Genomic DNA, 23,852 nt, shown 5'->3' with positions numbered 1-23,852 from the left:
TTCCGCCGCCTGGGCGGGATTCGGAACCGGCGAAATGCCTGCTCGCCCTGGGGGCCCGCCCGCGCCTCACCCTCCGCGTTGCTTCTGACGCCTCGCCCCACACGCTAGGCTGGCTGTTCCATGCCTCCTCCCGAGCGACATGACGTTCCCTGGACCGCGCTGGTGGTGGACGACGACCCCGGCGTCCGTCAGTCCCTCCGGCTGTGTCTGGAGGCGGCGGGGGGACGGGTGCTCGGGGTCGGGACCCCCAGCGCCGCGCAGGAGGCCCTCGAGCACGGACGGTTCGACGTCGTCTTCCTCGACCTGTGGCTGGGCGCCGAGTCCGGGCTCGACGCGCTCCCCGAGCTGCTGCGCCGGCAGCCCGACGCAGGGGTCGTCGTCATCACCGCGTTCGCCACGTTCGAGAGCGCCGTGGAGGCGATGAAGCGCGGCGCCGCGGACTACCTGCCCAAGCCCTTCACCCCGGACCAGGTCCGGCTCGCCGCGGATCGCCTCCTGCGAGCCCAGCGCCTGCGCCGGCGCGTGGTCGAGCTCGAGCAGCGGCTCGACGACAGCGATGTCGGGCATGTCTTCACCTCGAAGAGCGCGCTGTTCCACGGCTTCCTGGAGACCGCGGCACGCGCGGCGGCGTCGGACTCGGTGGTCTTGCTGCGCGGGGAGAGCGGCACCGGCAAGAACGTGTTCGCCCACTGGATTCACGAGCACAGCCCGCGCGCGGGCGCTCCGTTCGTGAGCGTGAACTGCCCGGCGCTCTCCAACGACCTGATGAGCAGCGTGCTGTTCGGCCACCGGCGCGGCGCCTTCACGGGGGCGGTCTCGGACGTCGCGGGCAAGGTACAGGAGGCGGAGGGCGGCACCCTCTTCCTCGATGAGATTGGCGACCTGTCTCCAGACGCCCAGGCCCGCCTCCTGCGCTTCCTCAATGACCGGACCTATGAGCGGCTTGGCGAGGCGCGCGAGCGCAGGGCCCATGTCCGCATCCTCGCCGCGACGCATCGTCCCCTGGAGGACGAGGCGCGCGCGGGGCGGTTTCGGGACGACCTCCTCTATCGCATCAACGTGTTGATGCTCACGCTGCCGGCCCTGCGGGAGCGCCCCGAGGACGTGGTGCCGCTCGCGCGCCACTACCTGGCGTTCTTCGCGCGCCAGCAGCGCCGGCCAGGCCTCGCGTTCTCTCAGGAGGCGGAGGCCGCCATCGCGGCGCACCCCTGGCCGGGGAACCTGCGCGAGCTGCGCAACGCCGTGGAGCGCGCCGTCATCCTGGGCGCCTCCGCCACGCTGGGGCCCGGAGACCTGGGACTCACCGCCACGCGCGCGCCCCTCGGCGGAGGCGGAGCGCGGGTGCGCGTGGGGGACATGGTGAGCCTCGACGAACTCGAGCGGGAGCACATCGCGTCCATCATCACCCAGGCCCCCACGCTGGAGGCCGCGGCGCGGGTCCTCGGCATCGATGCCACCACCCTCCAGCGCAAGCGCAAGCGCTACGGGCTCGTCTGAGAAGAACTGCATGCCCATGCCTCGACACTGGGGCCTTCGGGCCAGATTCCTCGTCGCGTGTGTCCTGCTCGTGCTCACCACGGTGAGCGCGAGCTTGTGGACGCTGGCCACGCTCACCCGCCTCAGCGGCGAGGTGGGCGCCACGGTGAAGGACAGCGACGAGGCCACCGCCGCCACCGCGCGGCTGGGCAGCGCGCTGGAGCGAGAGGACGACGCGCTCCTGCTGGCCCTCACGGGCGATGACCACGCGCTGGGTCCGAAGCGCCAGAGCACGGACGAGGCCCTCGCGCAGCTGGCCGCGCTGCTGACCACGCGGCCCGAGCATCAGGCCGCCACCCTCCTGCGCGAGGAGGTCGAGGCCTATCGCGACGCCGCGAATCGCATCGCGGCCGGGGCCGGCACCCCCGATGCGCTCGGGCGCTACCACCGCGAGGCCAACCCGCTGCTCCGACATGCCGCCGCGACGACCCTGAGCATCCGGGACCACCACTTCGATGCGACGCGGCAGGTGGCCCGCTTCGCGCACGAGGAGTCCATCCGAGCGCTGCGCGTGGTGCTGACCATCACCGTCGTGGCGCTGCTCACCTCCGCCCTCCTGGCGCTCCACCTGGCCCGCTCGGTCATCCTCCCCTTGCGCCGGCTGACACGCGGGGCGGAGACCATCCGCCGCGGCGAGTTCGGAGAGGCCATTCCCGTGGAGTCGGGCGATGAGCTGGGTCAACTCGCGAGTGCCTTCAACCAGATGGCGACCGACCTCGCGGAGTTCCGCCGCTCGAAGCTGGGTGAGGTCCTCCAGGCCAAGGCCGCCCTGGAAGCCACGCTGGAGGCGCTCCCCGACGCGGTGGTGCTGCTGGACGTCACGGGCCGCGTGCTCTCCGCCAATCGCAGCGCCCACGAGCTGCTCATCGCCTCGGGCATCCCATCGCTCGAGAACATCCACGAGCTCACGCTCAGTGGCTTCGACCCTCGTGCCGTGCTGGAGCTGGCCTCCTCGCCGCACAGCGCGCCGCCCCTGGCGGACCTGGGCCGCGCCCTCCGCATCACCCGGGACGAGCGAATCCACCGGCTGCTTCCACGCGTGGTCCCCGTGCCAAGCCTCTCCGCGGAGCGCGACGCGGCGCTGCTGCTCCTCTATGACGTGACGGAGCTCGTGCGCCTGGACGAGATGCGCGCGGAGCTGGTGGCGGTGGCCTCCCACGAGCTGGGCACTCCACTCACCACGCTGCGGATGACGCTCCTCATGCTCCAGGAGTCCGCCGCCTCCCTCTCCCCCCGGAACCAGGAGCTCGTGCGGACCTCACTGGGCGGCGTGGAGCAGCTCGCGGAGACGGTGGACGAGTTCCTCGACCTGACCCGCATCGAGGCCGGACAGCTCAAGCTCTCCCGGGAGCACTTCTCCCCCGCGGCCCTGGCCTCCGAGTGCGTCCGCCGCTGTCGCGCGCGCACCGAGGACGACGGCCCCCACGTGGAACTCTCCGTGGAGGGAGCCCCCTCCACGTTCTGGGCGGATCCAGTCCGCCTGCGGGTGGTCTTGGACAACCTGCTGTCCAATGCCCTCAAGTACACGCCCTCCACCGGGCAGGTCCGGCTGACCGTCGGAGTGGTGAGCCAGGACGGACAGCGGACCGTGCGCATCTCCGTCACCGACAACGGCCCCGGCGTCCCCGAGGAGTTCCGCGAGCGCATCTTCGACAAGTTCTTTCGCGTCGAGCACCACCGCCCCGGAACGGAGGCGGGCACCCGAGGCTCCGGCATCGGGCTGTACCTCTGCCGGCAGATCGTGGAGCTGCACGGCGGCAGCATCCGCTGTCAGCAGGGCGACGACGGCGGCGGGGCCTGCTTCCTCGTGTCACTGCCCGCGGCGGATGCACGGGCCTGACGCGGAGCACGGGATGTCCGCGACTGACGCGAAGCAGAGGACGCCCTGGAGGCCGCGCCAAGACCAGACATGACCCTGAAACAGGCGCAACAGGCCCTGGCCATCTTTTCTGCCTTTGCGCCTCTGGTTTGTCGCTCCCGAACCGCGAGCATCAACGGCCGCGCGCGGAGGCGGATACAGGCGGCCTGAAGACAACCCATCTGGTATCCATCCGGTGCGGAATTCTTCCGACACGGAGCGAGCCATGCGCAGCCTCATTTTCTGCACCCTGTTGTTGTTCTCCACGACGACCCTGGCAACCGAGACCCGGCTGGTGGTGAGGGCTCGCGCCCGGGACGGCAAGTTCGTCGGGACGTCCATGGGAGGCGTTCGGGTGGTGCTCCGGGATGCACAGTCCGGCCAGGTGCTGGTCAGCGGTGTCATCGCCGGCTCGACAGGCAACACCCAGACGCTGATGAAGCAACCGCAGGTGCGCGGGGCACCGCTCGCGGACGAGTCCTCCGCGAAGTTCACGGCCACCCTGGACCTCACCGAGCCGCGGCTGGTGACCGTGGAGGTGTCCGGCCCCCTCGCGCAGCGGCAGGCACTCGCCACCAGCACGACCCAACTCTGGATGCTGCCCGGCAAGCACATCGAGGGCGATGGCCTCATCCTGGAGCTTCCCGGCTTCGTGATGCATGTGGTGACCCCGTCAGCGCACGAGTTCCTCAAGCTCCCAGCCGACAAGAAGCTCACCGTTCCTCTTCGCGCCAACCTCACGCTCATGTGTGGCTGCCCTACCGAGCCCAACGGGCTCTGGGACTCGAACCGGTATGAGCTGCAGGCCACGGTGAAACACAACGGGAAGCCGCTCACCCAGGTCCCCCTGAAGTACGCCGGGAAGACCAGCACCTTCGAGGCAGCGCTGTCCGTCCAGCAGCCGGGCATCTACGAAGTCACCGTGACGGCATACGACCCCATCACGGGAAACACCGGGGTGGACTCCACCACCTTCGTCGTCGAGTCGTGACAGGAGCGCCGCCGGGAAGCCCTCACGGACCCGAGCGCCTCCCCCTCCGCGAGAACGCGCCTGCGTCCGCGCTGGACGCAGACGCCGTGGCTCCGAGCGAGGAGCTCCAGGCGCTCCCTTGGGAGGAGCCTGCCTCCACCGCTGGCCCTGCGCTTGCTACGGCACCCGCCCGATGACCCTCGCCACCACGATCGCGCTCCAGGACGACGCAGGGTGTCCACTGGTCCAGATCCGAGAACAACGTCACGTCCCCACCCGGGACAGATGACGAGCCGGTTGCCGCCGACTCCTCCTGGAGCGGCTCCAGTCGTTCGACGGCGTGGTCATTCGCGGGCGCTGAGCACAGCCGCCAGCGCGCTCGCGGTCTCTCCACCACAGAACGGAACCTCCGTGTCCACCACCTCGACTCCTCAGCTCCCTCCCGTCCCCCCCACCACGGATGTCATCAGCATTCCCGTCGCCGGACCGCTCGACGTCGATGGCGACAACGGAGAGTTCCGGCTCATCCAGACCGGCTCCTCCCTGGTCCTGGTCGGCGTCGACGATGACCAGAAGCTCCAGGGCTACTTCAGCTCGTCGACCGTCGCCTACCTCAGCCGCCCCCAGGGGAACCCGAAACGGCTGGATCCCTGGACCCAGTTCACCATCGAGAAGGACTCGACACAGTCCACCCTCGACTTCGAGACGCAGAAGCGCATCGGCGTCGTCGCGCTCCGGGATCTCGTCTACGTCTTCTGGATCGACACCGCGAACAACAGCTTGTGCGCGGCGCGGGTGGCCCCCGGCTCCGGGCGCGCCACGACCGATTGGTGTCAGATTTCGCTGCCCGCCACGACGGGAGGCAGCTCGACCCCTGTGAAGGTCCTCGCCAAGGGCGTGTCGGCGTGCGTCGGCAAGGGCCCGACGGAAATCCTGATCAACTACCTCGCCTGGGACTCCTCGCACAACGCGCTCCAGGTCTGCCACCTCGTCCTGGACACGGATGGTTACAACCCACTCACCAATGACTGGGTGTCCCGCGTCGCGCCCTGGTCCGTGACGGCCCCCGCCACCAGTCCCACCCAGACGTCCTCGAACCTCTCGCATCTCGACGTCCGCACCATCCTCGTCTCCCAGCCGGGAGCCACCGGCACCAGCGCTCCCGTCAATTGCGTCATCGCCGCGCTGTGGGATGAAGCCCACTTCACCGCGACCACCTTCTCCTGGACGCTGGACGCCGAGTGCCACGCCAGCCCCAGCCCCGCGCCAGCGCCGATGCTCCTCACCTGGCCGGGCAGTTCACCCAGGAGCCGCAAGGCCCTGGGCATGGGTCTGGCCGTGGACCCCGCGGGTCGGCTCGTCGCCTTGTTCGCTGACAACAACAAGGGCAACGTGATCTCCATCGCCGTGATTCAAGACATCCTCCCCCTGCGCCAGCTCGGTACGTCGGCCACCGCGCCCGTCTGGAAGGAGTACGGCAAGATCTTCACGAACGCGACCGAGGACACGGAGGGACCTCTGTCGATGTGCTTCTCCATCGGAGCCATCCCCGAGTCGACGAGCCAGGACACCTCCACCCTCCCCATCATCCTGGGGATGGCATGGGTCCGCAGCGAATACTCGGTCGGCTCACCCATCCAGATGTCGTCCCTGAAGTATGGTGACTTCAAGCTGCAGACCGCCCTCCATCCGCCGAAGCAGGAGAACATGGGCGGGCGCCTGCTCACGTCGATTTGCGATCCGTTCCCCATGCCCCTCCCCGCGCCGGAGGTCTGGGGGAACGCCAGCCCCGACGGCATGGCCGACTGGAACATGTTTGATTACGAGATGGACACGACCCAGGAGGACGTGGTCCTGGATGAGATCAACATCGCCGCGAGCCTGGGAGTCCAGTACTCCTCGAAGGAGACGGCCTCCGTGGAGGCGTTCGATGGCCTCAAGGCAGGCGCGAGCTTCGGCCTCTCCGTGAAGGCCGGAGTCTCGGGGCGCATCGCGTGGCAGGGCGGGAAGTTCACGGCCCAGAGCATCAAGGTGCAGACGAAGGCCTACCGTCATCCGTACTTCCCGCTCGACGACGCGTCCCCCTACCTGGTCCGCCCCTACGGGTGCTACTTCGGGCGGTCCCTGTTCTGGTTGCGCTCCCAGTACGGGACGGCGACGAACCTCGCATTCAACCAGGATGCCTCGTTCAGTCCGGCGCCGTTGATCGTGGCCCACTGGCCCGTCGCCTCCGAAGACGCCGATGAAACCGCGGCGGGCGACTTCTTCAGCTACGCCTGCACGCCCGGCGTGGTCGACTCCTACACCGAGGCGGCCATCAACGCCCGGATGTTCAGCCTGTATACCGAGTGCGTGAACAGGCTCGCGACCGCCGGCAATTCACAGGAGCAGATCCGGCAGATCTTCACCGCTCCGGATGGAACCGACCTCAGCACGTTCTACACAGGCCAGAACTACGTGGCGGCCGTCGTCAAGAAGTACGGCACGGAGACCAACATCAATGGCCAGAAGTACCTCAAGTTCGCCATGAGCGGCGGCTCGGTCTGCGACGGCCAGTACCGGGTGTCGAGCGGCCAGAGCACCGGCTTCGGCGTCCACCTGGATATCAACGCCTATGCGGGGTTCGTTCAGTCCGCGGAGGTCGGGACCCCGATGGGCATCTCCGCCACTGGAGAGACCTACGTGGGGGCGTCGCTCGACTTCTCCTTCTCGTACAAGCGCGAGTCGACGAGCAACTCCTCGAGCGGCGTCGGCGTCTACACCTACCTGAACACGCTGGCGCCGACGCAGTCCATGTCAGCCCGGCTGTACATCCTCAAGGAGGCATACCTGTGGGCGCTCGAGCTGAAGTACTTCCCGGCCATCGCGCGTGATTGGTACCTCCAGGCCCTGCGCAACGCCAAGGCCCAAGGGGAGTTCACCTCTCCGACGGAAGAGCCGAACCTGGACATGCTCGCCGGCACCACGACGGCGGACAGCCTCCTGCTCTACGAGCAGTCGCTGCCCACGCGCTTCCTGTTCGTCGTCACGGGCTGGGACCAGGGGCCGCTCCAGCTGGCGCCCACCAACGTGCCCAAGGACCTGCCCGGTGGATACGATATCGCCACCTTCAACGCCGGCGTTCCGGATGGCAGCACCTTCAACCTGCCCGGGCCCTGCGACGTGGCCTACGGGGCGAACGGCCACTACCGCTTCATCCCAGGCGTGACGGGCACCGTCACGTTCAACGCGGCGACCTTCGGCGATCCGCAGTCCGGTGGCGCGAACCTCGGCTACTACCGGCAGCTCGGTTATCCCAACCGCACCACGTACAACGTGCAGCAGAACTTCACCCGGCTCTGCTCCGAGAATGGGACCGTGAACCTGGGGACCACGCCGACGACGGTGGCGTTCGGAATCGACACGCGCTGGAACGTGGTCGGTGGGTTGACAGGTTCCGTCACCGCCTCGGACTCCACGTTCGGAGATCCCGCACACGGGAGCGGCAAGGAGCTCCGGGTCCTGAGGGGCTGACGGAACACGGGCTGCCGGTGACGGCCCCGTCGTCCTGTACGGCCCAGAGGTCGGGCGGCCCCCTGGACCGTCCGACCTCCAGCCGTGCGCGCTATCGGCTCGGGCGCCCATCCAGCTCACGGCAGAACCGCTCGACACGCTCCAGCATGTCGGGCGAGGTCAGCTCGACACGGACTGGATGCCGCAGGTGCCGCAGATAGAGCTCGGCGACCTCGGCGGGATGCTGAGGATCAATCCCCGGCAACACCATGACCGGGACGTCGAACGATTCGAGCTCGCGGACCGAATGCATTGGTTGCTCCCTCCGGGCCAGAAAACGCGTGGAGGCAGCGACGCTGCCAGCATCGAATCCGAGCATCATCTCGAGGGCGACGTCACGCACGGGTGACGGCAAGCGCTCGAAGAGCGGACGCAGCGACTCGACTCCCTGCTCCAGCGCACGCTCCCCGGCCTCGCCCATCGCCCGCAGGGCCGCGGTGACGGCTTCCGCCATGGGCCTCTCCGCTCCCGGGTACAGCGGCGACATCAGGATCAGCCCCCGGAGCAGCCGCGGGTGGCGCAGCGCCACCCGAAGAGCCACCGCCGAGCCCATCGACGTTCCGCCGATGACCGCGTGCTCGACACCGAGGTGTCCGAGCAACGCGGCGACGTCATCGGCCAGCCGATCCCAGCTCAACGGGCCTGTGTGGATGGAGCGGCCGCTACCACGGAGGTCGGGGCAGAGCAGGCGGTGCGTGTCCGCCAGCTTCGCGACGCGGAAGAGCGCCGCGCGATGGTCGGCGAGCCCGCCGTGGAGAAACACGACGGGGTGTCCTTGGCCGACGTCGAGGGCGAAGAGCCGTGCGCCATCGCTCTCGAACCAGACTTCTCGTCGAGGGGTCGTGTGGGGAGGGTGGTCAAACTTCGAGGGGGTCATCGTCGATCTCCATCTGGACGCACGGCCCCAACCGCTCAGCCGTGAATGGCTGAACCCCCTGGGGAGTGGCGCACTGGCGCTGCGGTTGGATTGGCGCGGCGAGCGTCCGAAGCGCCGCGTCGAAATAAAAAGCGCCAGACGAGGACACCCTCGCTGGCGCACGATTCAGAACTCCAGCCTGACCTCCGACCTCCGTCAGCCCCCAGATACTCCCAGCGGGTCCGCCCACCCCGAACGGCACTGCGAGTGGGAGCCCAGCGCGCACGCCGATGCGACGACCTCCCTCACGCAGAAGCCATCAGCGTGCCCGTCCGGCACCTCCACCGGGAGGTGGCGGTCGATTTCACGCAACGATGTCGCCCGGCCTGTCTCTCCCCGTCAGGGGGCGTTCATGCCCTCCATGACTCTTCGGGTGGACGACATGACAGCGACGACGCGGTACCTGGTGCTTCTCTCCATGCTGGTGGTGGGCTGTGGTGGCTCGAACGAAGACCCTGTGAAGGAGCCCGTGGACGAGAACACCCACGTGTTCCCGGAGACCCTGGAGTGTGGCGACACCACCTGCAAACGCGCCACCCAGTACTGCGCGACCCTCGTCACCGCGGAGACGAGCCATCTCTGTCTGGAGAAGAAGGCGACCTGCAAGAGCTGCGACTGCGTGAACCTGGACACGGACCTCACAGCCCAGACCGGGCGGCAAGACTGCACCGCGACCGCCAAGCTCGACGTCTACTTCTCATGCGCCTACTACGACGACGTGGACTACATCAAGACCTCCTGCACCGTACGCGCTCGCTGAGGGCCTCGGACGGAGAGTGACTCCAAGGAAGCACGCGTGCGCCGCACCCCAGGAGATGGGCCGACTCAATACACCGAAATCAGGCCCCTCCTCTGGCTGCGATGAAGGTCCTCGCCATGGTCGCCTTCCCGGTCCCCTTCAGCCCTTCAAGGCGCGCGGTGACGACCGGCGTCCGCGCCTGCCGCGCGGGCCGAAGAGGTAGCCCATCACCGCCTCCGTGGCCTCCTCCTCCAGCCGCGTGGCGTCGATAAAGTCTGGCTGCTCGATGACCAGCCGGTGCGTCAGGGACTCGATGAGGGTCTCGACGACGAAGGCCGCGACCTTCAGGTCTGGAACGACGAGCCGGCCTTGGTAGGGGCGGAGGAAGTGTTCGAGCTTCACGACAATCGCCTGGCCGGCCTCCATCACCTTCGCCAGCCGGCCGATGCGCGGCACCTGCTCGAGCAGGACCTTGTGCAGCGCGGGCGCGATGCGGTGGGAGTCGACACCGGCGCGCACGAGCGCACGGATGGCGGATTCGGGATTGGACGGGTCCGCGCCTGAGAGCGCGTCCTCGACACAGGTCATCAGCTCGGCCACGTGCCGCTCGGCGAGCAGCGCGACCAGCGACTCCTTGTTCGGGAAGTACTGGTAGAGCGAGCCGACGCTCACTCCCGCGCGCTCGGCGACCGCGATGGTCGTCAGCCCGTCGTACCCCCGCGCGAGCAGAACGCGAACCGTCGCCTCCAAGATCGTCTCCACCATGGCGCGCGAGCGCTCCTGCCGCGGCATCTTCCGAGGGTGGAGCTTGGGTCGAGCCATGCGAGGTCCTCCTGGAGCCAATGCGAATACAGAACGCGAATGAACATTCGTATTCTACCTCGCACCGAAAGGAAACACGCACATGGACTCCACCGCTTCTTCTCCCGTCGTCCTGGTCACAGGGGCGTCCTCCGGGCTTGGCCGCGCCACCGCCACCCTGCTCGCCTCCCAGGGGTACCGCGTGTTCGGCACCAGCCGGACCCCTTCACGCGCACCCGAGGCCCCCTTCACGCTGCTCCCCCTGGACGTCCGCGATGACGCCTCCGTCGAAGCCTGCGTCGCGGAGGTGCTGCGCGCCGCCGGGCGCATCGACGTGCTCATCAGCAACGCCGGGTGCGCCTTCGTCGGCGCCGTCGAGGAGACCTCCATCGCGGAGGCACAGGCCCAGATGGAGACCAACTGCTTCGGCGCGCTTCGGGTGATGCGGGCCGTGTTGCCCGCGATGCGGGTGCGCCAGCGGGGGCGAATCGTCGCCATCAGCTCGCTGGCGGGCCTGCTTCCCCCTCCCTTTCTGGGGGCGTACGCCGCCAGCAAGCACGCGCTCGAAGCGCTCTCGGAGTCGTTGGCCTACGAAGTCCGTCCGCACGGCGTTCATGTCTCGCTGGTCGAACTGGATGGGATGCGCACGGGCATCCCGTTCGCGAGGCCCTCCAGGCGCGAGCCCAGCTACGCCGAGCCAAGTGCGCGAATGCTCGCGAGGCTCGAGCGCATCACGGGCGACGCGGGCGGTGACCCGGCGGAGCTCGCGGGCTGCGTGCTGGACGTGCTCGCGAACCCCGCCCCCGCGCTGCGCTACGTGCTCGGGAAGGAGGCCACCCTGGCGGTGGCGGCGCGTCGGCAGCTCTCGGAAGCGGACTACATCCGCACGATGGTCGGCCGACTGGGCCTCTGGGATGCTCCGACGGGTGCCGGCACGCGGCGGGAGGGCGCATGAGCAGCATCGGCCTTGCCGGGATGGACGTGGCTTGAGTCCGTCGCCCTCGGTGACCCGAAGCCCCCGTCGCTGCGCCACGGGCGGAATCCACACCTTGATGAGCAAGCACCTTCTCTCCATGAACGGAGAGGCGACGTCATGGGCGCGTCAATGCGAAGCACAGACGACGGCGCGCGGTGATGGTTCGCACACGCGCACCCTTGCTATCTTCCCAGACGCCTCTCGGACCTCTCCGGGAGGCTGGAAGAGGCCAGACATGCCCAAGTCACTCTCACCCGCGCGGCTCGATGAAGACCTGGAGGCGTTGAACGACCTGGAGCTGTGGATGACCAGGCTTCAGCATCTGGCCAACGTCGCGGTCGAGCGACAGATGCCGCCGATGGCGCGCTCCAGCCCCAAGGTCCCCAAGCACAGCGCGAACTTCTTCGAGAACCTGGGGGCCAGGGTCCTCCGCTGGCGCGCCACCGACGACTCCGGGCACAGCGGCGCGGTGGGCCTCATCCAGGGTTCGTGGTTCCAGAGAAGCTCCAGCTACAACTTCGCTCCAGATGCTCGGGCGATGATCGTGGACCTGCACAACGACCAGGCCATGGCATACCTGCTCCGAAGCGCGAGCCAGGGCCTCGAAGAGGCGCGCGTCGTGGCCGCCGCCGCGGGCGAGGAGGGCTCCCCCGTCCCCGTGGCGCGAAGCATGGCCGAGTACGTCCGCAAGGCGGTCGAGGCCCGCTTCGCGTCGTACTGGTTCCTCGAGCCCGCGAAGGCGAAAGCCGCCCGCAAGTGGGTGGACGCCCAGCCGCTGCGCACGGAGCCCACGTTCTCGGTGGAGATAGAAGCCGTGGAGAACATGGGCGCGGAGGCGCTGCGCGCCCAGCTCCTCGCGTGGCTCTCTCCGAGGCGCCGCAAGGTCCTCGCCACCGCCGCGGGCGTGGATGCCGCGGACTGCGCCACGCTGGCGCGGACCATCGCGACGGTGCTCGACACCGGCAAGCCCGCGGCCCGCGCAAGGCTGCAGGCCCGGCTGAGCCAGTTGGGTGGCTCGGAAGATTGGCGGCAGGACTTCTTCCTCGATGCGCTGCCCAAGAATCTGTGCGCCGTGAGGCTCCGTGCCACCCGCCTGGGGACGGCGTACCACTCCACCTATCGGGTGAGCGTTCCCCTGCACGGGCTCCAGCTCCTGCTCGACGCTCCGGGCGCCCAGGCCCTTCATCGCCACGTCAACGTGGATCACCTCCGCTTCTGTCGCTCGCGAGGGTTCGACCTGGCGGAGAGCATCGCTCCGAGAAGCTTCGCCCAAGAGCCCGAGCGGACCCTGCGCAGGGGCACGGTGCCCGGCGAGGTCCACTACGTGCTCATCCTCCCCAAGGCCCTGGTCCCCAAGGGGTGCAAGCCGGGCGCGACGTTCCGGTCCATCGCGCCCGCGAACGACGGCAACCTGTCAGGACGCAAGCTGCGCAGCGCCTGAGCGAAGCAGAGGAACACGGCACGCGGCTGCTGGTGTTTGAATTCCCGCATGGCGCTTCCCTCCTCCGAACCACGAGGCTCCACGATGGCAAGCAAGGGGCTCTGGGTCCTGTTCGCCGCCCTCTGTCTGGCCGTAGGCCTCTATCCCGGCAGCTACTTCCTCGCGGCCTCCAACTTCGGACTCCGCGCCTCGAAGAGCAGCGAGCTGCTGACCGACCCCGTCTGGAACGCGGCCTTCTACACGCACATCGCCCTGGGGGGACTCGCGCTGGCCATCGGCTGGACCCAGTTCGTCGCGAGACTGCGCCTCGAGCGCCCAGGCGCCCACCGGTTCCTCGGAAAGGTCTATGTCGGGGCGGTCCTGCTGAGCGGGCTCGCCAGCGTCTACGTTGGCTTCTTCGCCACGGGTGGCGTCATCGCCGCGTCGGGCTTCGTCAGCCTGGGCATTGTCTGGCTCTACACCACGGCCTCCGCCTATCGGCTCGTCAAGGGCCGGCGAATCGAAGAGCACCGGCTCATGATGACCTACAGCTATGCCGCCTGCTTCGCCGCGGTCACGCTGAGACTCTGGCTGCCCTTCCTGGCTCACGCGCTGGGCGACTTCGTTTCGGCCTACAGAATCGTCGCCTGGCTCTGCTGGCTCCCCAACCTCGGCGTGGCCTACCTCATCTCGCGCAGGCGGCTCCAGGCGCGCGAGCTCGCGCCTTCGTGACGGGACCTCGGTCCCGAGGCGCCCCCTCCGCCGCGCCGACTCCATCGCGTCGACGAGGAGGATGGGCGAGGATCCGCCCATGCCGATCCTGCCGAAAGTGCGAGACCCCAGGTTGATCACGATTCGTCGTGGCGGGAGCCTGTCCGACGAGGACCATCACCTGCTCGCGGAGTGGGCCGCGCTCTGCGCGGAGCACGTCCTGCCCTTGTTCGAGAGTGCGTGCCCCGCGGACACGCGCCCTCGTGACGCCATCGCCGTAGGGCGGGCGTGGATCCGGGGTGAGGTGCGGATGCGTGAGGCCCACCAAACCGCGTTCGTCGCCAACGCCGCGGGCCGTGGGTTGCCTGACCCGGCCAGGTTCGCGGCGCTCGCGGCAGGACAGGCGGTGGCCGTCGCGCATGTCGCCGCGCACTACCTGGGCGCGGCGGCGTACGCCATCCGGGCCGCCGCCGCGGCGGTCGCCGTGGGTGACGCGGAAGGGGCTCGCCTGCGGGAGCTCGGCTGGCAGCGGGAACGGATCCCCGCCCCCCTCCGTGAGTGGGTCCTCGAAGACCAGCGAGCGCGGAACGACATCTGCTGGGGCGTCTTCACCAGGTGACGCAGGCCCGAGACCTCAAGCTTTCGCGGTGCCGGGCCGAATCGCGGGGATGGCGCTCCCATCCTCCACCGAGAACCCACGGCGCGGCTGACGGGGCTGCCCCGACAGCTCCTCGGTCGCGGGCAGCCCGTGCCTCTTCCATCACGGCTCGGGTGTCCACGAAGCCGGGCCGCGCTCAGCCATGGACATCCCCCATTCGCCGCGCAGCGCGACCTGCCCTCGCTCCGTGAGCCGGACCGCGCGCGTGCCGCGCAACCGCGTGAGCCACCCGCGCTCGAAGAATCGCTTGGTCAGCGCCGCGCCCAGCGCGCCCGCGAGGTGGGGGCGGCGCTCGCTCCAGTCCAGGCAAGCGCGCGTGAGGGGCCGGCGGCCTGCGCGCAGTCCATCCAGGGAGATGCCGAAGTCGCGCAGCCACGTGTCCCCGGTCCTCGTCACCTGGAACGCGTCACCCTGGAGTCGGAGGAACTCGCGCTCGAGGAGGAAGTCCGTCACGCGGATCCCCAGCCGGCCCGCGAGATGGTCGTAGCAGGTCCGCGCCTCACGAAGCGCCGTGGCCCCGCGCCCATCCGTCACGAGGTGGGTGGGGGTCCTTGGCGCCAGCACCGCGAGGGCCTCCAGCAACGTGACGACCTCCGGTCCCGCGAGTTGGAACAGCCGTTGCCGACCCTGCGCTCGGGACGTCAGGAAGCGCGCTTCCACCAGCCGCGCCAGATGGCTGCTCGCGGTCTGCGCGGACACGCCCGCGCGTCGTGCCAGCTCCTGCGCCGCGAGCGGAGGGCCCTCCAGCAGCGCCACCAGCATGGCGGCCCGCGACGGCTCGCCCACCGCCATCGCGACGGATGCGATGTCCGGATCCGTCAACACGACAGGTTCGGTCCCGAAGGTGTCCCCGCACGAGCGAAGAGGTGTGGGTAGCGCAGCCGAGGGGCGGCGATGAGCCGGTCACGCGACACCGGTCCCCCGAAGCGGATCCGGTCCCACGGCGCGAACTCGCGCTCCAATGCGTCCAGCGCCTCCACGTCGGTGCACAGCCGCGCGCACCAGGCCTCTTCTTCCGGAGCGGGCGCTGCCAGGGCCTCCGTCAGTCGGTGAACGAGCCGCTCCTTGCAGAAGATGTGCTCCGGAGTGACGACGCGCAGACACGCGCCGTAGTGGCCCTTCAGGTATCCACGCCACTCGGCGTCGAGCCGTTCCTGGGTGAGGGCCGTCCCGAAGCGGGCGGCCATGCGCAGCAGCCGCCCATCGAAATGGGCGCGCACCGCGTCCGGACTCCCGGCCGCGTCCAGGAGGCCCAGCAGGTCGCGCGGGTACATGCCCGTGCCATCAGCGAGCGTGTACGTGGGTCGGGGCAGGGATCCCGAGTCGATGAGGGCCAGGAGCGCGTCCGGGGCTTCAGGCCGCCCCGCGGCCACCGTGTCGAGCGGGACGAAGTGTTCGGTGATGTAACGCACGTCCGCCGGGGTCAGCGCCCCAGCGCCCGAAGTGTTTGGGTCCATGGGCCGGTGGTAGCACGCGCTCGCTTCGGCCCGCATCGAAGTGTCATCGCGAGGAGGAGCTCGAGCGGTCCCATGCTCCCACTGCGGGTGGACACGGCTGGGTCTTCAAGTCCTCGAAGCCTGCCCTGCGGGTCACTGAGCCGAACCCGCGATTTGCGTGGGGCTCAGCCCCAACACGCGGCGCATGCAACGGGCCATGTGGCTCGAGTGCGCGAAGCCTGCCTCCAGGGCGATCTCCGTCAGGCTCATCCTTCCTTCGAGCAGTCGCATCCGTGCGCGCTCCACGCGCCGACCGAGGACGAAGCGATGAACGGGCACCCCCGTGGCTTTCTTGAACAGGGGCTTGAAGTGGGAAAGGCTGAATCCCGCCACGCTGGCGAGCTGGGCGAGCGTGAGGTCTTCATCCAGGTGCGCCTCGATGTACTCGAGCACGTGACGCAGCCGCCAGGCAGGCAGCGCTCGCGCTGGCTTGGAGGACGAGTCGCCCTTGTGCGATTGCAGGGCGAGGAGACGCGCGGCGAGCGCGGTGGCGAGGCTGTCCGCGAACAGCCGGCCTCCCGGATAGTCGTCGTGGTCCTCCGCCTGCATCATCCAGCCGATGCGCTCGATCTGGGCATCCCGGACGTGAATCGAAGGATCCAGCTCGGCGCCTCGGACGCCCAGGCCCATGGTGTCCGAGGCGTCCTTCACGAGCGACGGCCTCAGGCGGAGCAGCAATGAGCGCGCGGGACGCGACACCGTCCAACGGGTGCTCGATCCAGCGGGAACGACGCAGAACTGGCCATGGAGCCGTGTCCCCTGCCGCTCGTGGCTGCCCACCCGATAGGTGACCGGGACCGGGTCGCCCAGGTGGAGACAGAGGACATGACGCTCATCCACCGGTGACTGGAACACTCCGGAGGGCACCGGGGAGGTGAGCACGTCGAGCAGCGGCAAGCGCTCTGGCCCTGTGCCCGGTAGCAGCGCGGCCGGAGGGCTCGGGTAGCAGGAGGGTCTGTCGGTCATCGCCTCGAACATCTCCGTGGCTCCAGCTTTGCGCAAGCGCGGAAGATCATCCGTTCGTGCCCGGAACCGGCCATCCGTGCGCGCGCGACAGCGGCTGCGGTGCGAGCGTGTTCGCATTCGGAAACACCCGCTGCTGGGAGACTCGCCATGAGACGGAGACAGTTCCTGCACTGGACCGGCGCCGCGTTCGCCGCCAGTGTTGTAGGTGCATGTGCATCGCACGTGGACGCCGGCCACGGAGCGGTGGGCCTGGCCCCGTCGCCATGCTCCGCCGCGGAGGCTTTTCGCGCGGCGCGGCGCTTCGCCGACCTCTCGTTCGGCCAGATTGCCTACGTCGAACGCGGCGTGGGGGATGCGGCCTTGTTCCTGCACGGCGCTCCGCTCAACGGCTTTCAGTGGCGCGGCGCGATGGAGCGACTGTCCGCTCACCGGCGCTGCGTCGCCCCCGACTTCATGGGCCTTGGATACTCCCGGATTCCCGAACGCCAGTCACTCGCGGCCGACGCGCAGGCCGCCATGCTCGTGGCCTTGCTGGATGCACTCGCGATACCCCAGGTCGATATCGTCGCCAGCGACAGCGGCGGCGCGGTCGCGCAGCTGCTCGTGGTCCATCATCCCGAGCGTGTCCGGACGCTGCTCCTGACGAACTGCGACACCGAACCCAACAGTCCGCCCCCCAAGGTCAAGCCGGCCATCGAGCTGGCACGTGCCGAAGCACTCGCGGATGCCACCGCCCAGTGGCTGACCGACAAGGCGCTGGCGCGCGCGACGTTCGGCGCGGCTGTCTTCCGGGACCCCAGCCGTTTCGCGGACGAGACCATCGAGTACTACGCCGCGCCGCTGGTGAGCTCGCCGCTGCGCAGGGCGCAATACCACGCCTTCCACCTCGCGCTGGAACCCAACCCACTGGCCGGGATCGAGGCACGGCTCCAGCACAGCAAGGTTCCAGTGCGAATCGTGTGGGGGGATGGCGATGATATCTTCTCGCCAGAGGATGCCCGCTACCTCGACCGCACATTCCCCCAATCCCAGGGCATCCGCTTCGTCCCCGGGGCCAAGCTGTTCTTTCCCGAGGAGTTCCCGGAGGTCATCGCCGAGGAGGCCCTGCGCTTGTGGCGTCTTGGCTGAGTTCGGCCTCCTGTGGGGGTGTAATCAGGTTGCGCTGAAACCACTCCCGGAGGGCGACGACGTCGGCGCGGGTGCTCAGGCTCGGCGCGCAAACGAAGTGATAGGTCTCGCCGCGAAGGACCTTGGCGAACGGCTGGACCAACAGGCCTGCGGCCAAGGCGTCGGCCACCAAGAGCAGGCTGACGATGGCGACGCCCTGGCCCGCGAGCGCGGCCTGGACTGCGTGCAGACTGTCCGTGAACCGGACGCCCGCTTCGGTATTCACCCCCGTGACGCCAGCCTCGGCGCACCAACGCGCCCAGGTCGTCGGCGGTCTGGGCACACGCTGACCATCGATGTGGATGAGCTTGGCGCGGCGCAGGTCGCTGGCGCGCGAGAGCTTCAGGCTGGGACTGCACACGGGGGCGAAGGCGTCGCGCTTCAGCGCGGTCGCCGCGGCCCCCAGGAACGGCCCCTTGCCATAGCGGATGGCCACATCGACTTCGCCTGCTTTCAGCACAACGGGCGCGTCACCGGCATGCAGCCGAAGCTCGATGTCCGGCAGGAGGCGGCGGACCCCGTCGAGACGCGGAACCAGCCACTGGCTCAAGAAACCCGGGGTGGCGGAGAGTGTCAGCGTCACGGGAGTCGGCCCCTGGCGCAGACGTGACACGACCCGGCTGATGTCCGTGAAGCCCGCGGCGACCGCCTCGTACAGCTCCGCGCCGGCCGGCGTCAGGGACACGGAGCGCGGCGTTCGATCCAGCACCCGCACGCCCAGATAGGCTTCGAGCTGCCGGACCTGGTGGCTGATGGCCGTGGGAGTCACGTAGAGCTCCGCGGCGGCGGCCTTGAAGCTGGAATGTCGGGCTGCCGCTTCGAAGGCGCGCAGCGCGTTCAAGGGGGGAAGCGCGTACGGGGGCATGCTGAATTCATTTCATCTTCAGGGTGAGAATTTCGCTTTTGCGACACTTTCCAAGCGCCACTATCTTCCGTCAGGTCAGAGCAAGGTGAGCGTAGCTCATCTACGACCGAGGGACGATGCATGGTGGAGCTGACGTCCGGGCTGATCGATGTGTTCGCTGACACCCCGCTGAGCGGCAACCCCCTCGCGGTCGTCGACGGCGCGGATGCCTTGCCTGACGACACGCTTCGGCGCATCGCCGGTGAGTTCAATCAAGCGGAGACGACCTTTCTCCTGAAGAGCACGCGCGCCGACTGGAAGTTGCGCTCGTTCACGGCGAAGGGCGCGGAGATCTTCGGCGCGGGGCACAATGCGCTCGGAGCCTGGCTGTGGCTCGCCGAGCATGGGGCCCTCGGTGCGCTGACGGTTCCGAAGACCTTTCAACAGGAAATCGGTCCAGCCGTCTTGCCCATCACGCTCGAGACACGGGCGGGCCGCATCCATGGGCGGATGAAACAGTCACCGCTGCGGCTGTCGCCACCGCTCGGCGCGGTCGGTCCCTTGGCCGAGGCGCTTGGCCTGCCCACAGCGGATGTCCTGACGCACCCCGCGCCCCTCGTCGCCAACACCGGCACAGGTCATCTCCTGGCTCGCGTGCGTGACTCCCTGACCGTTGATCGCGCGCGCCCCGTGACCGACAAGCTGCTCGCGGTGCTGGCGGAGGCTGGGGCCCAGGGCTGCTATGTCTACGCGTTCGACCCGGCCGCGCCACGGACGGCCTACGCACGCTTCTTCAATCCCACGGTGGGACTCTGGGAAGACGCGGCGACAGGCACGGCCGCCGGGCCGCTGTGCGCCTACCTGGGTTCGGAGGGCCTGCTCGCGGACGACAAGGCACTCGTTGTCGAGCAGGGGGTTCACCTGGGCAGGCGCAGTCTGTTGCATGTTCGCCTGACACCGGAGCCCGAAATCTCCGGCTTTGGAGTCGTGGTGCTTCGCGGACTGCTTACCTTGAGCTGACAGCTCGCATCGGAGGAGAACAATGAATCGCGACGATGAACGATTTCTGCGCAGAGCCATTGAACTCGCAGCCAAGGCGCGGGCGACCGGAGACGCGCCCTTTGGCTCCCTGCTCGTCGGCCAGGATGGCACCGTGCTGCTGGAAGCGCACAACACGGTGCTCACCGACCATGACATCACGGCACACCCGGAGCTGAAGCTCGCGAGGTGGGCGGCTCGCGAGCTTGCTCCGAACGCGGCGGCGGCGAGCACCCTGTACACGAGCTGTCAGCCGTGTGGCATGTGCACGGGCGCCATCGACCGCTCCGGGATTGGCAGGGTCGTCTACGCCCTCTCCACGGACCAACTGACGGGACTCAAGCCCTCGGGCGGTCCGCCCAAGGTCCCTCAAGACGGCCCGGCGTTGTTCGACGAAGCCCGCGCACCTGTTGATGGCTACTATCGCTAACCTGGTACCCCGCACTCCACGCCCACCGGCGGCCGCGGGTGCCCCCCGTGCGGCATGGCGGGGGCTTCGAGGGCACCAGTCCGGTGAATGAGCGCATCGAGCGTGGACGCGATGGCGGTGCGGTACCGCGCCATCGCGTCCACGCTCTTGGGCACATCGCAGAAGATCGAGTTGAGGAAGAGTCCGTTCGCATTGCGGAAGAACCACATGTTCCCGGTGTTGGAGTGCGACGACTCGGGAATGGTCTTCGGCCGCGAGACGTCGAAGTGGTCGGCGCCGGGCATCTTCCGGTAGTCGATGAAGGAGAAGAAGTTGACCGGGAACGGCCAGGTGCGCAGGTGATAATACTGCGGCGCGAGGAGTTCCCAGACCTTCACGAAGGGTACGTCGACGTTGCGGATGAGCTGCTTGAAGCCAGCCTGCACTCCTTCGACAACCTCCGGGAACGACATGCCATCAGCGATTGGAAAGGTGATCGCCAGGGTATTGACGAACCAACCGAATGAATTGCGCCAACGGGGCTCCTGACGCTCGCTGATCGGAAGGAACCCGTGGTACGTCTGACTTCCGGAGATGTCTCGGAGGGCCATGCCGACGGTAGCGAGCAGGCCCATGAACGGCTTCGCGCCATGCTGCCGGCAAAGGTTCTCGAAGGCCAGGGCGCCGGCGTCGTCGAGCAGCTGGACGGTGAGGTTGAGCGCTGGATACATCCGACCGTATTCAATGCCCAGATCGAGCGGGACGCGCGGGAACAAGTCACCCGCGTCAGCGATGAAGGACCTCCAGTAGTCCAGCTCGGAGCTGTCCGCGGTGAGCGTCGAATAGCGACGGCGCTGGGCATCACCGAAGTCGAGATAGCTTCCCGGCTCCTCGATCTCCAGTCGTTGGCCAACCGACAGGGCCGCGTAGTCCCGCTGCACCTCGTCGACCGCGACCACCAGGGAGAGGCCGTCACACAAGATATGGTCAAATCCCATGTAGACGGTGGACTGCGAGCCCTCTATCACCACGCCCATCAGGAACAGGGGCCAGGACAGCGTGTCGATGTCCCGGTCGAACGTGGTCTGGATATGGGCGGTGACCTCGTCGTTCGAGGAGAAGGGCCCCAGGTCGGTGTGCAGCAGCTTGACCTCCGCTGGAGTCATGACATCGCAGCGCAGGTCTCCGGCGATGAGTTGATCGAACCCGCATCGAAGCACCTCGTGCCGCTTCACGAACAAGAGGAGCGCGGCCTCCAATGCGGACAGGTTGAGGGGGCCGGGGATCCTGAACGACAGACCGACCCAGTAGTCCTCCGCGGCGTGCTCCTTCCGGGCGGCCACCGCGGCCGCGAAGTGCTTTTCCTGGTTGTAGGAGGCGGGCCTGTCGCCGGGCGAACGGATGTCGAAAGTGTTCAGCGGAGGGCTCAGTCGCCATTCGTGGATGTGTCCGGCGCGGAAGCCCGCATCTGCAATGGGAATCTGGTGCATGAAGGAAATCCTTTATGTGCCTTGTCGTGTGTGCGTTCTCCGCGAAGGGCTTGGAGCATCCCCTCCGACGCGTCCGCCTGCTCCTGGCTCAGGAGCGGAGAGACCACGACCAGCGTCTATTGGCCGGCCCGTGGCGGTGGCAGTGCGTCCCCGACCTGCCGTGCCAACGCCTCGGGATCGGCACGCCCGTCGGGAGAGTGCTTGAAGGAGAACAGGAACGCTGCGCTCATCACCTGTGCCGGCCCGGCCCCGTCTTTTGATGGCATAGGTACAAGCTTACGAACCATGCCGCAAAAGCTGTGGATGCCCTTGAACCCAGACAAGCCCTGCCCTGGCCCTCCCCAATGACAGCAAACAAACCATGGCATCAGGGCCAACACGACGACTGGCGTTGCCTCCTTGCAGGACTGGCATGGAACGCCAGACCAGGAGCACTGTGGTGCACCCCCCATTTCGAACGGACAGAAGACGAGCCCCCGCATCCGTCCAGCGACCGGATGGGGGGCGGCACAGGGGTCACTTCGTGGCGGGCACGGGATTGGCGGTGGTGACCTGGCGCGGCGCCTGGAGCACGGGAGGCGATGCGGTCAGCGCGCCCAGGTAGAGCCGGCCGTGGAAGCCGTGGGGCTGCTGGGCGGTGAAGAGCTTCAGGCCCACAGCCTGCTTGGAGGACTGCCGTACCTCGAGCGGCGGGCTGATGCCGAAGACGTCGCACTCCACCTCCTCGTCCCAGATGTTGTAGCGGCAAGCGAACTGGGTGCCGCGCTGGAAGCCCACGTCCAGGACACGCACCGAGGGCAGCGCGCGCGCCACGCGAGAGCCCATGGGCTCGAAGTCGCCGTCCCAGTTCACCTCCGTGGTGCGAGCGTGGACGCTGCCCGTGATCACCAGCGTCCAGGCCTGGGGGCGCTTCGCCTGGGCGTCCAAGAGGTGCTGGGCCATCTGCGCCTCGCGCTCATTGCCGTGGGCCTTGTCGGAGTCGATGGCGGCCACGGCCACGTCCTTTCCGGAGGCGCGCAAGCGGCGGGCCTGCTCGACGAGCCACAGCATGGCACGGCTGCTGCGCCCGTCCTGGTATGTCCGGCGCCAGAAGGCGCTCCCCGAGAGGAGCTCATGGACGGTCGCGGGCCCCCCGTCTCCAGCGAAGTAGGCATCGAGGAGCGGCTGTTCGGAGACGGGGATGGACAGCGCCAGCGTCACCGGCAGGTCCTGGGCCGTGGCCTCGCACACCATCCGCAGCGCCGCGGATGGCACCTCCTGCGTGCCTAGCGGGTCCGCCACGAGCAGGACGCCGCCCGCGGAGAGCAGGGGTGAGGCTCCCTCCACGGGAGCACCACAGGCGGGAGCGGCGGCGGCGGCGGGGGTCTTCCCCTCCTCGCCCGAGCCCTCCATCACCACCGAGCGCAGGGGAACGGGGGGATTGCCGCCCACCAGCTCCAGCGCGGGAACCATCTCCAGCCGCTCCAGGATCTTCTGCTCGACGCTCATGTCGCGGTAGCCGCGCGCCGGCCGGTAGCCCTCCAGCCCAGGGACGTTGGTGAAGGCATCCGGCACGGAGACCTGCTCGTTGGTCCACCCGGGGGCCTCCGCGCCGAAGCTCCCCACCTGGGTGTACCTGATGCGAAAGACCCGGACGAGCGACTGCCGGGGCCCGATCCGCTCGCCCTGGATGTAGTAGCGCTCCGGGGGGACGACGTCCGGAATGAAGGAGGAGAACATCTCCAGGCCCCCCTTCTTCTCCATCACGTCGTAGCGACTCTTCTCCAGGATGTACCGGGCCGTCAGCATCGCGTCCTCGGCGGGCACCTGATAGACGAGCTCGTGCGTGGGCGTCTCGTACCGCCCCGTCTCTGGGTTGTACTGGGTCGCGATCCCTTGCATGGGGGTGGCGCAGCCCACGCACCCCAGGAGCCCCAGCATCATTCCATACCGTCGCATCACTTCCTCCATGAGCCACAGGCCCTGGAGGCGGGTTTCGAGCCTCCTGGCCGCGTCGCGCGCTGAAACGCTCGGGGCGGGTGGGACATATCGACATCGCTCGGCTCACGGTGTTATCGCGACGTGCCCCCCACGGGCCGAGGACAAGAGCAGGTCGGCGGTTCGCCATCCGTCTCCCGGAGAAGGTGGAGAGGTTCCTCGAGCGGTGGCGGAGCCACGGCTTCGTGCGCAATCCGGTGCTGCTCGTGCTTCACGGCGGCCCTGGCTGGGTGGCGATGCCGACGCGCTGGTATTTCGCGCACGGCTGGGACGAGTTCTTCACCGTCATCCAGTGGGACCAGCGCGGCTCGGGCAAGACCTATTGAAG

The 23,852-nt window shown here is 68.5% G+C and carries 21 protein-coding genes; 13 read left to right on the top strand and 8 right to left on the bottom strand.

The window, feature by feature from the left end; genetic code table 11:
* Positions 1 to 120: 120 nt before the first annotated feature.
* From GTY96_RS05420 to GTY96_RS05405, 4 genes are all read left to right on the top strand, one after another.
* The gene (locus GTY96_RS05420) at positions 121 to 1,497 is read left to right on the top strand and encodes a sigma-54-dependent transcriptional regulator (protein ID WP_143898923.1); all 1,377 of its coding nucleotides are present in this window, start codon (positions 121 to 123) and stop codon (positions 1,495 to 1,497) included.
* 10 nt (positions 1,498 to 1,507) lie between these two features.
* Positions 1,508 to 3,376 (top strand): HAMP domain-containing sensor histidine kinase, encoded by a 1,869-nt coding sequence (locus tag GTY96_RS05415; protein ID WP_161664042.1) that lies wholly within the window; start codon positions 1,508 to 1,510, stop codon positions 3,374 to 3,376.
* A gap of 244 nt (positions 3,377 to 3,620) precedes the next feature.
* Positions 3,621 to 4,385: a hypothetical protein gene (locus GTY96_RS05410; protein WP_143898921.1), complete on the top strand. Its 765-nt coding sequence runs from the start codon at positions 3,621 to 3,623 to the stop codon at positions 4,383 to 4,385.
* Positions 4,386 to 4,775: 390 nt separating this feature from the next.
* Complete coding sequence (locus GTY96_RS05405) at positions 4,776 to 7,877, top strand: hypothetical protein (protein WP_161664041.1); 3,102 nt, start codon at positions 4,776 to 4,778, stop codon at positions 7,875 to 7,877.
* A gap of 91 nt (positions 7,878 to 7,968) precedes the next feature.
* Here GTY96_RS05405 and GTY96_RS05400 read toward each other — a convergent pair whose 3' ends face one another.
* Positions 7,969 to 8,793: an alpha/beta fold hydrolase gene (locus GTY96_RS05400; RefSeq protein ID WP_161664040.1), complete on the bottom strand. Its 825-nt coding sequence runs from the start codon at positions 8,791 to 8,793 to the stop codon at positions 7,969 to 7,971.
* A gap of 391 nt (positions 8,794 to 9,184) precedes the next feature.
* Here GTY96_RS05400 and GTY96_RS05395 point away from each other — a divergent pair, with 391 nt between their 5' ends.
* Positions 9,185 to 9,592, top strand: a complete 408-nt coding sequence (locus GTY96_RS05395) for a hypothetical protein (protein WP_143898918.1) — start codon at positions 9,185 to 9,187, stop codon at positions 9,590 to 9,592.
* A 138-nt stretch (positions 9,593 to 9,730) separates the two neighbouring features.
* Here GTY96_RS05395 and GTY96_RS05390 read toward each other — a convergent pair whose 3' ends face one another.
* The gene (locus tag GTY96_RS05390; protein WP_161664039.1) at positions 9,731 to 10,393 is read right to left on the bottom strand and encodes a TetR/AcrR family transcriptional regulator; all 663 of its coding nucleotides are present in this window, start codon (positions 10,391 to 10,393) and stop codon (positions 9,731 to 9,733) included.
* 82 nt (positions 10,394 to 10,475) lie between these two features.
* On the opposite strand from GTY96_RS05390, the gene GTY96_RS05385 reads away from it, so the two are divergent.
* From GTY96_RS05385 to GTY96_RS05370, 4 genes are all read left to right on the top strand, one after another.
* Positions 10,476 to 11,327: an SDR family NAD(P)-dependent oxidoreductase gene (locus tag GTY96_RS05385; protein WP_161664038.1), complete on the top strand. Its 852-nt coding sequence runs from the start codon at positions 10,476 to 10,478 to the stop codon at positions 11,325 to 11,327.
* A 256-nt stretch (positions 11,328 to 11,583) separates the two neighbouring features.
* Positions 11,584 to 12,789: a hypothetical protein gene (locus tag GTY96_RS05380; protein WP_161664037.1), complete on the top strand. Its 1,206-nt coding sequence runs from the start codon at positions 11,584 to 11,586 to the stop codon at positions 12,787 to 12,789.
* Between the two features lie 84 nt (positions 12,790 to 12,873).
* A complete protein-coding gene (locus GTY96_RS05375) occupies positions 12,874 to 13,500 on the top strand; it encodes a DUF2306 domain-containing protein (RefSeq protein ID WP_143898914.1) in 627 nt (208 codons plus the stop codon).
* A gap of 79 nt (positions 13,501 to 13,579) precedes the next feature.
* Positions 13,580 to 14,098, top strand: coding sequence for a putative immunity protein (locus GTY96_RS05370; RefSeq protein WP_143898913.1), 519 nt, complete (start codon positions 13,580 to 13,582; stop codon positions 14,096 to 14,098).
* Positions 14,099 to 14,239: 141 nt separating this feature from the next.
* On the opposite strand, the gene GTY96_RS05365 is transcribed toward GTY96_RS05370, so the two are convergent.
* The 3 genes from GTY96_RS05365 to GTY96_RS05355 all read right to left on the bottom strand — a co-directional run bounded on the left by GTY96_RS05365 (position 14,240) and on the right by GTY96_RS05355 (position 16,635).
* Positions 14,240 to 14,962 (bottom strand): ArsR/SmtB family transcription factor, encoded by a 723-nt coding sequence (locus GTY96_RS05365; RefSeq protein ID WP_201755786.1) that lies wholly within the window; start codon positions 14,960 to 14,962, stop codon positions 14,240 to 14,242.
* A complete protein-coding gene (locus GTY96_RS05360; protein WP_143898912.1) occupies positions 14,956 to 15,594 on the bottom strand; it encodes a DUF6058 family natural product biosynthesis protein in 639 nt (212 codons plus the stop codon). Before GTY96_RS05360 ends, GTY96_RS05365 begins: the two co-directional genes overlap by 7 nt.
* Before the next feature lie 132 nt (positions 15,595 to 15,726).
* On the bottom strand, positions 15,727 to 16,635 hold the full coding sequence (locus GTY96_RS05355) for a helix-turn-helix domain-containing protein (RefSeq protein WP_235685343.1): 909 nt from the start codon (positions 16,633 to 16,635) through the stop codon (positions 15,727 to 15,729).
* Between the two features lie 111 nt (positions 16,636 to 16,746).
* Between GTY96_RS05355 and GTY96_RS05350 the strand changes: the two genes are divergently transcribed.
* Positions 16,747 to 17,727, top strand: a complete 981-nt coding sequence (locus GTY96_RS05350; protein WP_161664036.1) for an alpha/beta hydrolase — start codon at positions 16,747 to 16,749, stop codon at positions 17,725 to 17,727.
* Here GTY96_RS05350 and GTY96_RS05345 read toward each other — a convergent pair.
* Complete coding sequence (locus GTY96_RS05345; protein WP_201755785.1) at positions 17,687 to 18,607, bottom strand: LysR substrate-binding domain-containing protein; 921 nt, start codon at positions 18,605 to 18,607, stop codon at positions 17,687 to 17,689. The genes GTY96_RS05350 and GTY96_RS05345 overlap by 41 nt on opposite strands.
* 144 nt (positions 18,608 to 18,751) lie before the next feature.
* Here GTY96_RS05345 and GTY96_RS05340 point away from each other — a divergent pair, with 144 nt between their 5' ends.
* Complete coding sequence (locus tag GTY96_RS05340) at positions 18,752 to 19,630, top strand: PhzF family phenazine biosynthesis protein (protein WP_143898909.1); 879 nt, start codon at positions 18,752 to 18,754, stop codon at positions 19,628 to 19,630.
* A 22-nt stretch (positions 19,631 to 19,652) separates the two neighbouring features.
* The gene (locus tag GTY96_RS05335; protein WP_143898908.1) at positions 19,653 to 20,078 is read left to right on the top strand and encodes a nucleoside deaminase; all 426 of its coding nucleotides are present in this window, start codon (positions 19,653 to 19,655) and stop codon (positions 20,076 to 20,078) included.
* Here the strand turns inward: GTY96_RS05335 and GTY96_RS05330 are convergent.
* Both GTY96_RS05330 and GTY96_RS05325 read right to left on the bottom strand, forming a co-directional pair.
* Positions 20,075 to 21,547 carry a condensation domain-containing protein gene (locus GTY96_RS05330; RefSeq protein WP_143898907.1) on the bottom strand — a complete coding sequence of 491 codons (1,473 nt, stop codon included), beginning with the start codon at positions 21,545 to 21,547 and terminating at the stop codon, positions 20,075 to 20,077. The two genes, GTY96_RS05335 and GTY96_RS05330, sit on opposite strands and share 4 nt — an antisense overlap.
* A gap of 516 nt (positions 21,548 to 22,063) precedes the next feature.
* Entirely contained in the window at positions 22,064 to 23,485 is a 1,422-nt protein-coding gene (locus GTY96_RS05325; protein WP_201755784.1) for a hypothetical protein, read from the bottom strand.
* Between the two features lie 185 nt (positions 23,486 to 23,670).
* Here GTY96_RS05325 and GTY96_RS37475 point away from each other — a divergent pair, with 185 nt between their 5' ends.
* Complete coding sequence (locus GTY96_RS37475; protein ID WP_235685342.1) at positions 23,671 to 23,850, top strand: hypothetical protein; 180 nt, start codon at positions 23,671 to 23,673, stop codon at positions 23,848 to 23,850.
* The last annotated feature ends 2 nt before the right edge of the window (positions 23,851 to 23,852 follow it).

Source organism: Corallococcus silvisoli (genome assembly GCF_009909145.1).
GTDB classification, from domain to species: domain Bacteria; phylum Myxococcota; class Myxococcia; order Myxococcales; family Myxococcaceae; genus Corallococcus; species Corallococcus silvisoli.
This window is presented reverse-complemented; position numbering and strand designations above follow the sequence as displayed.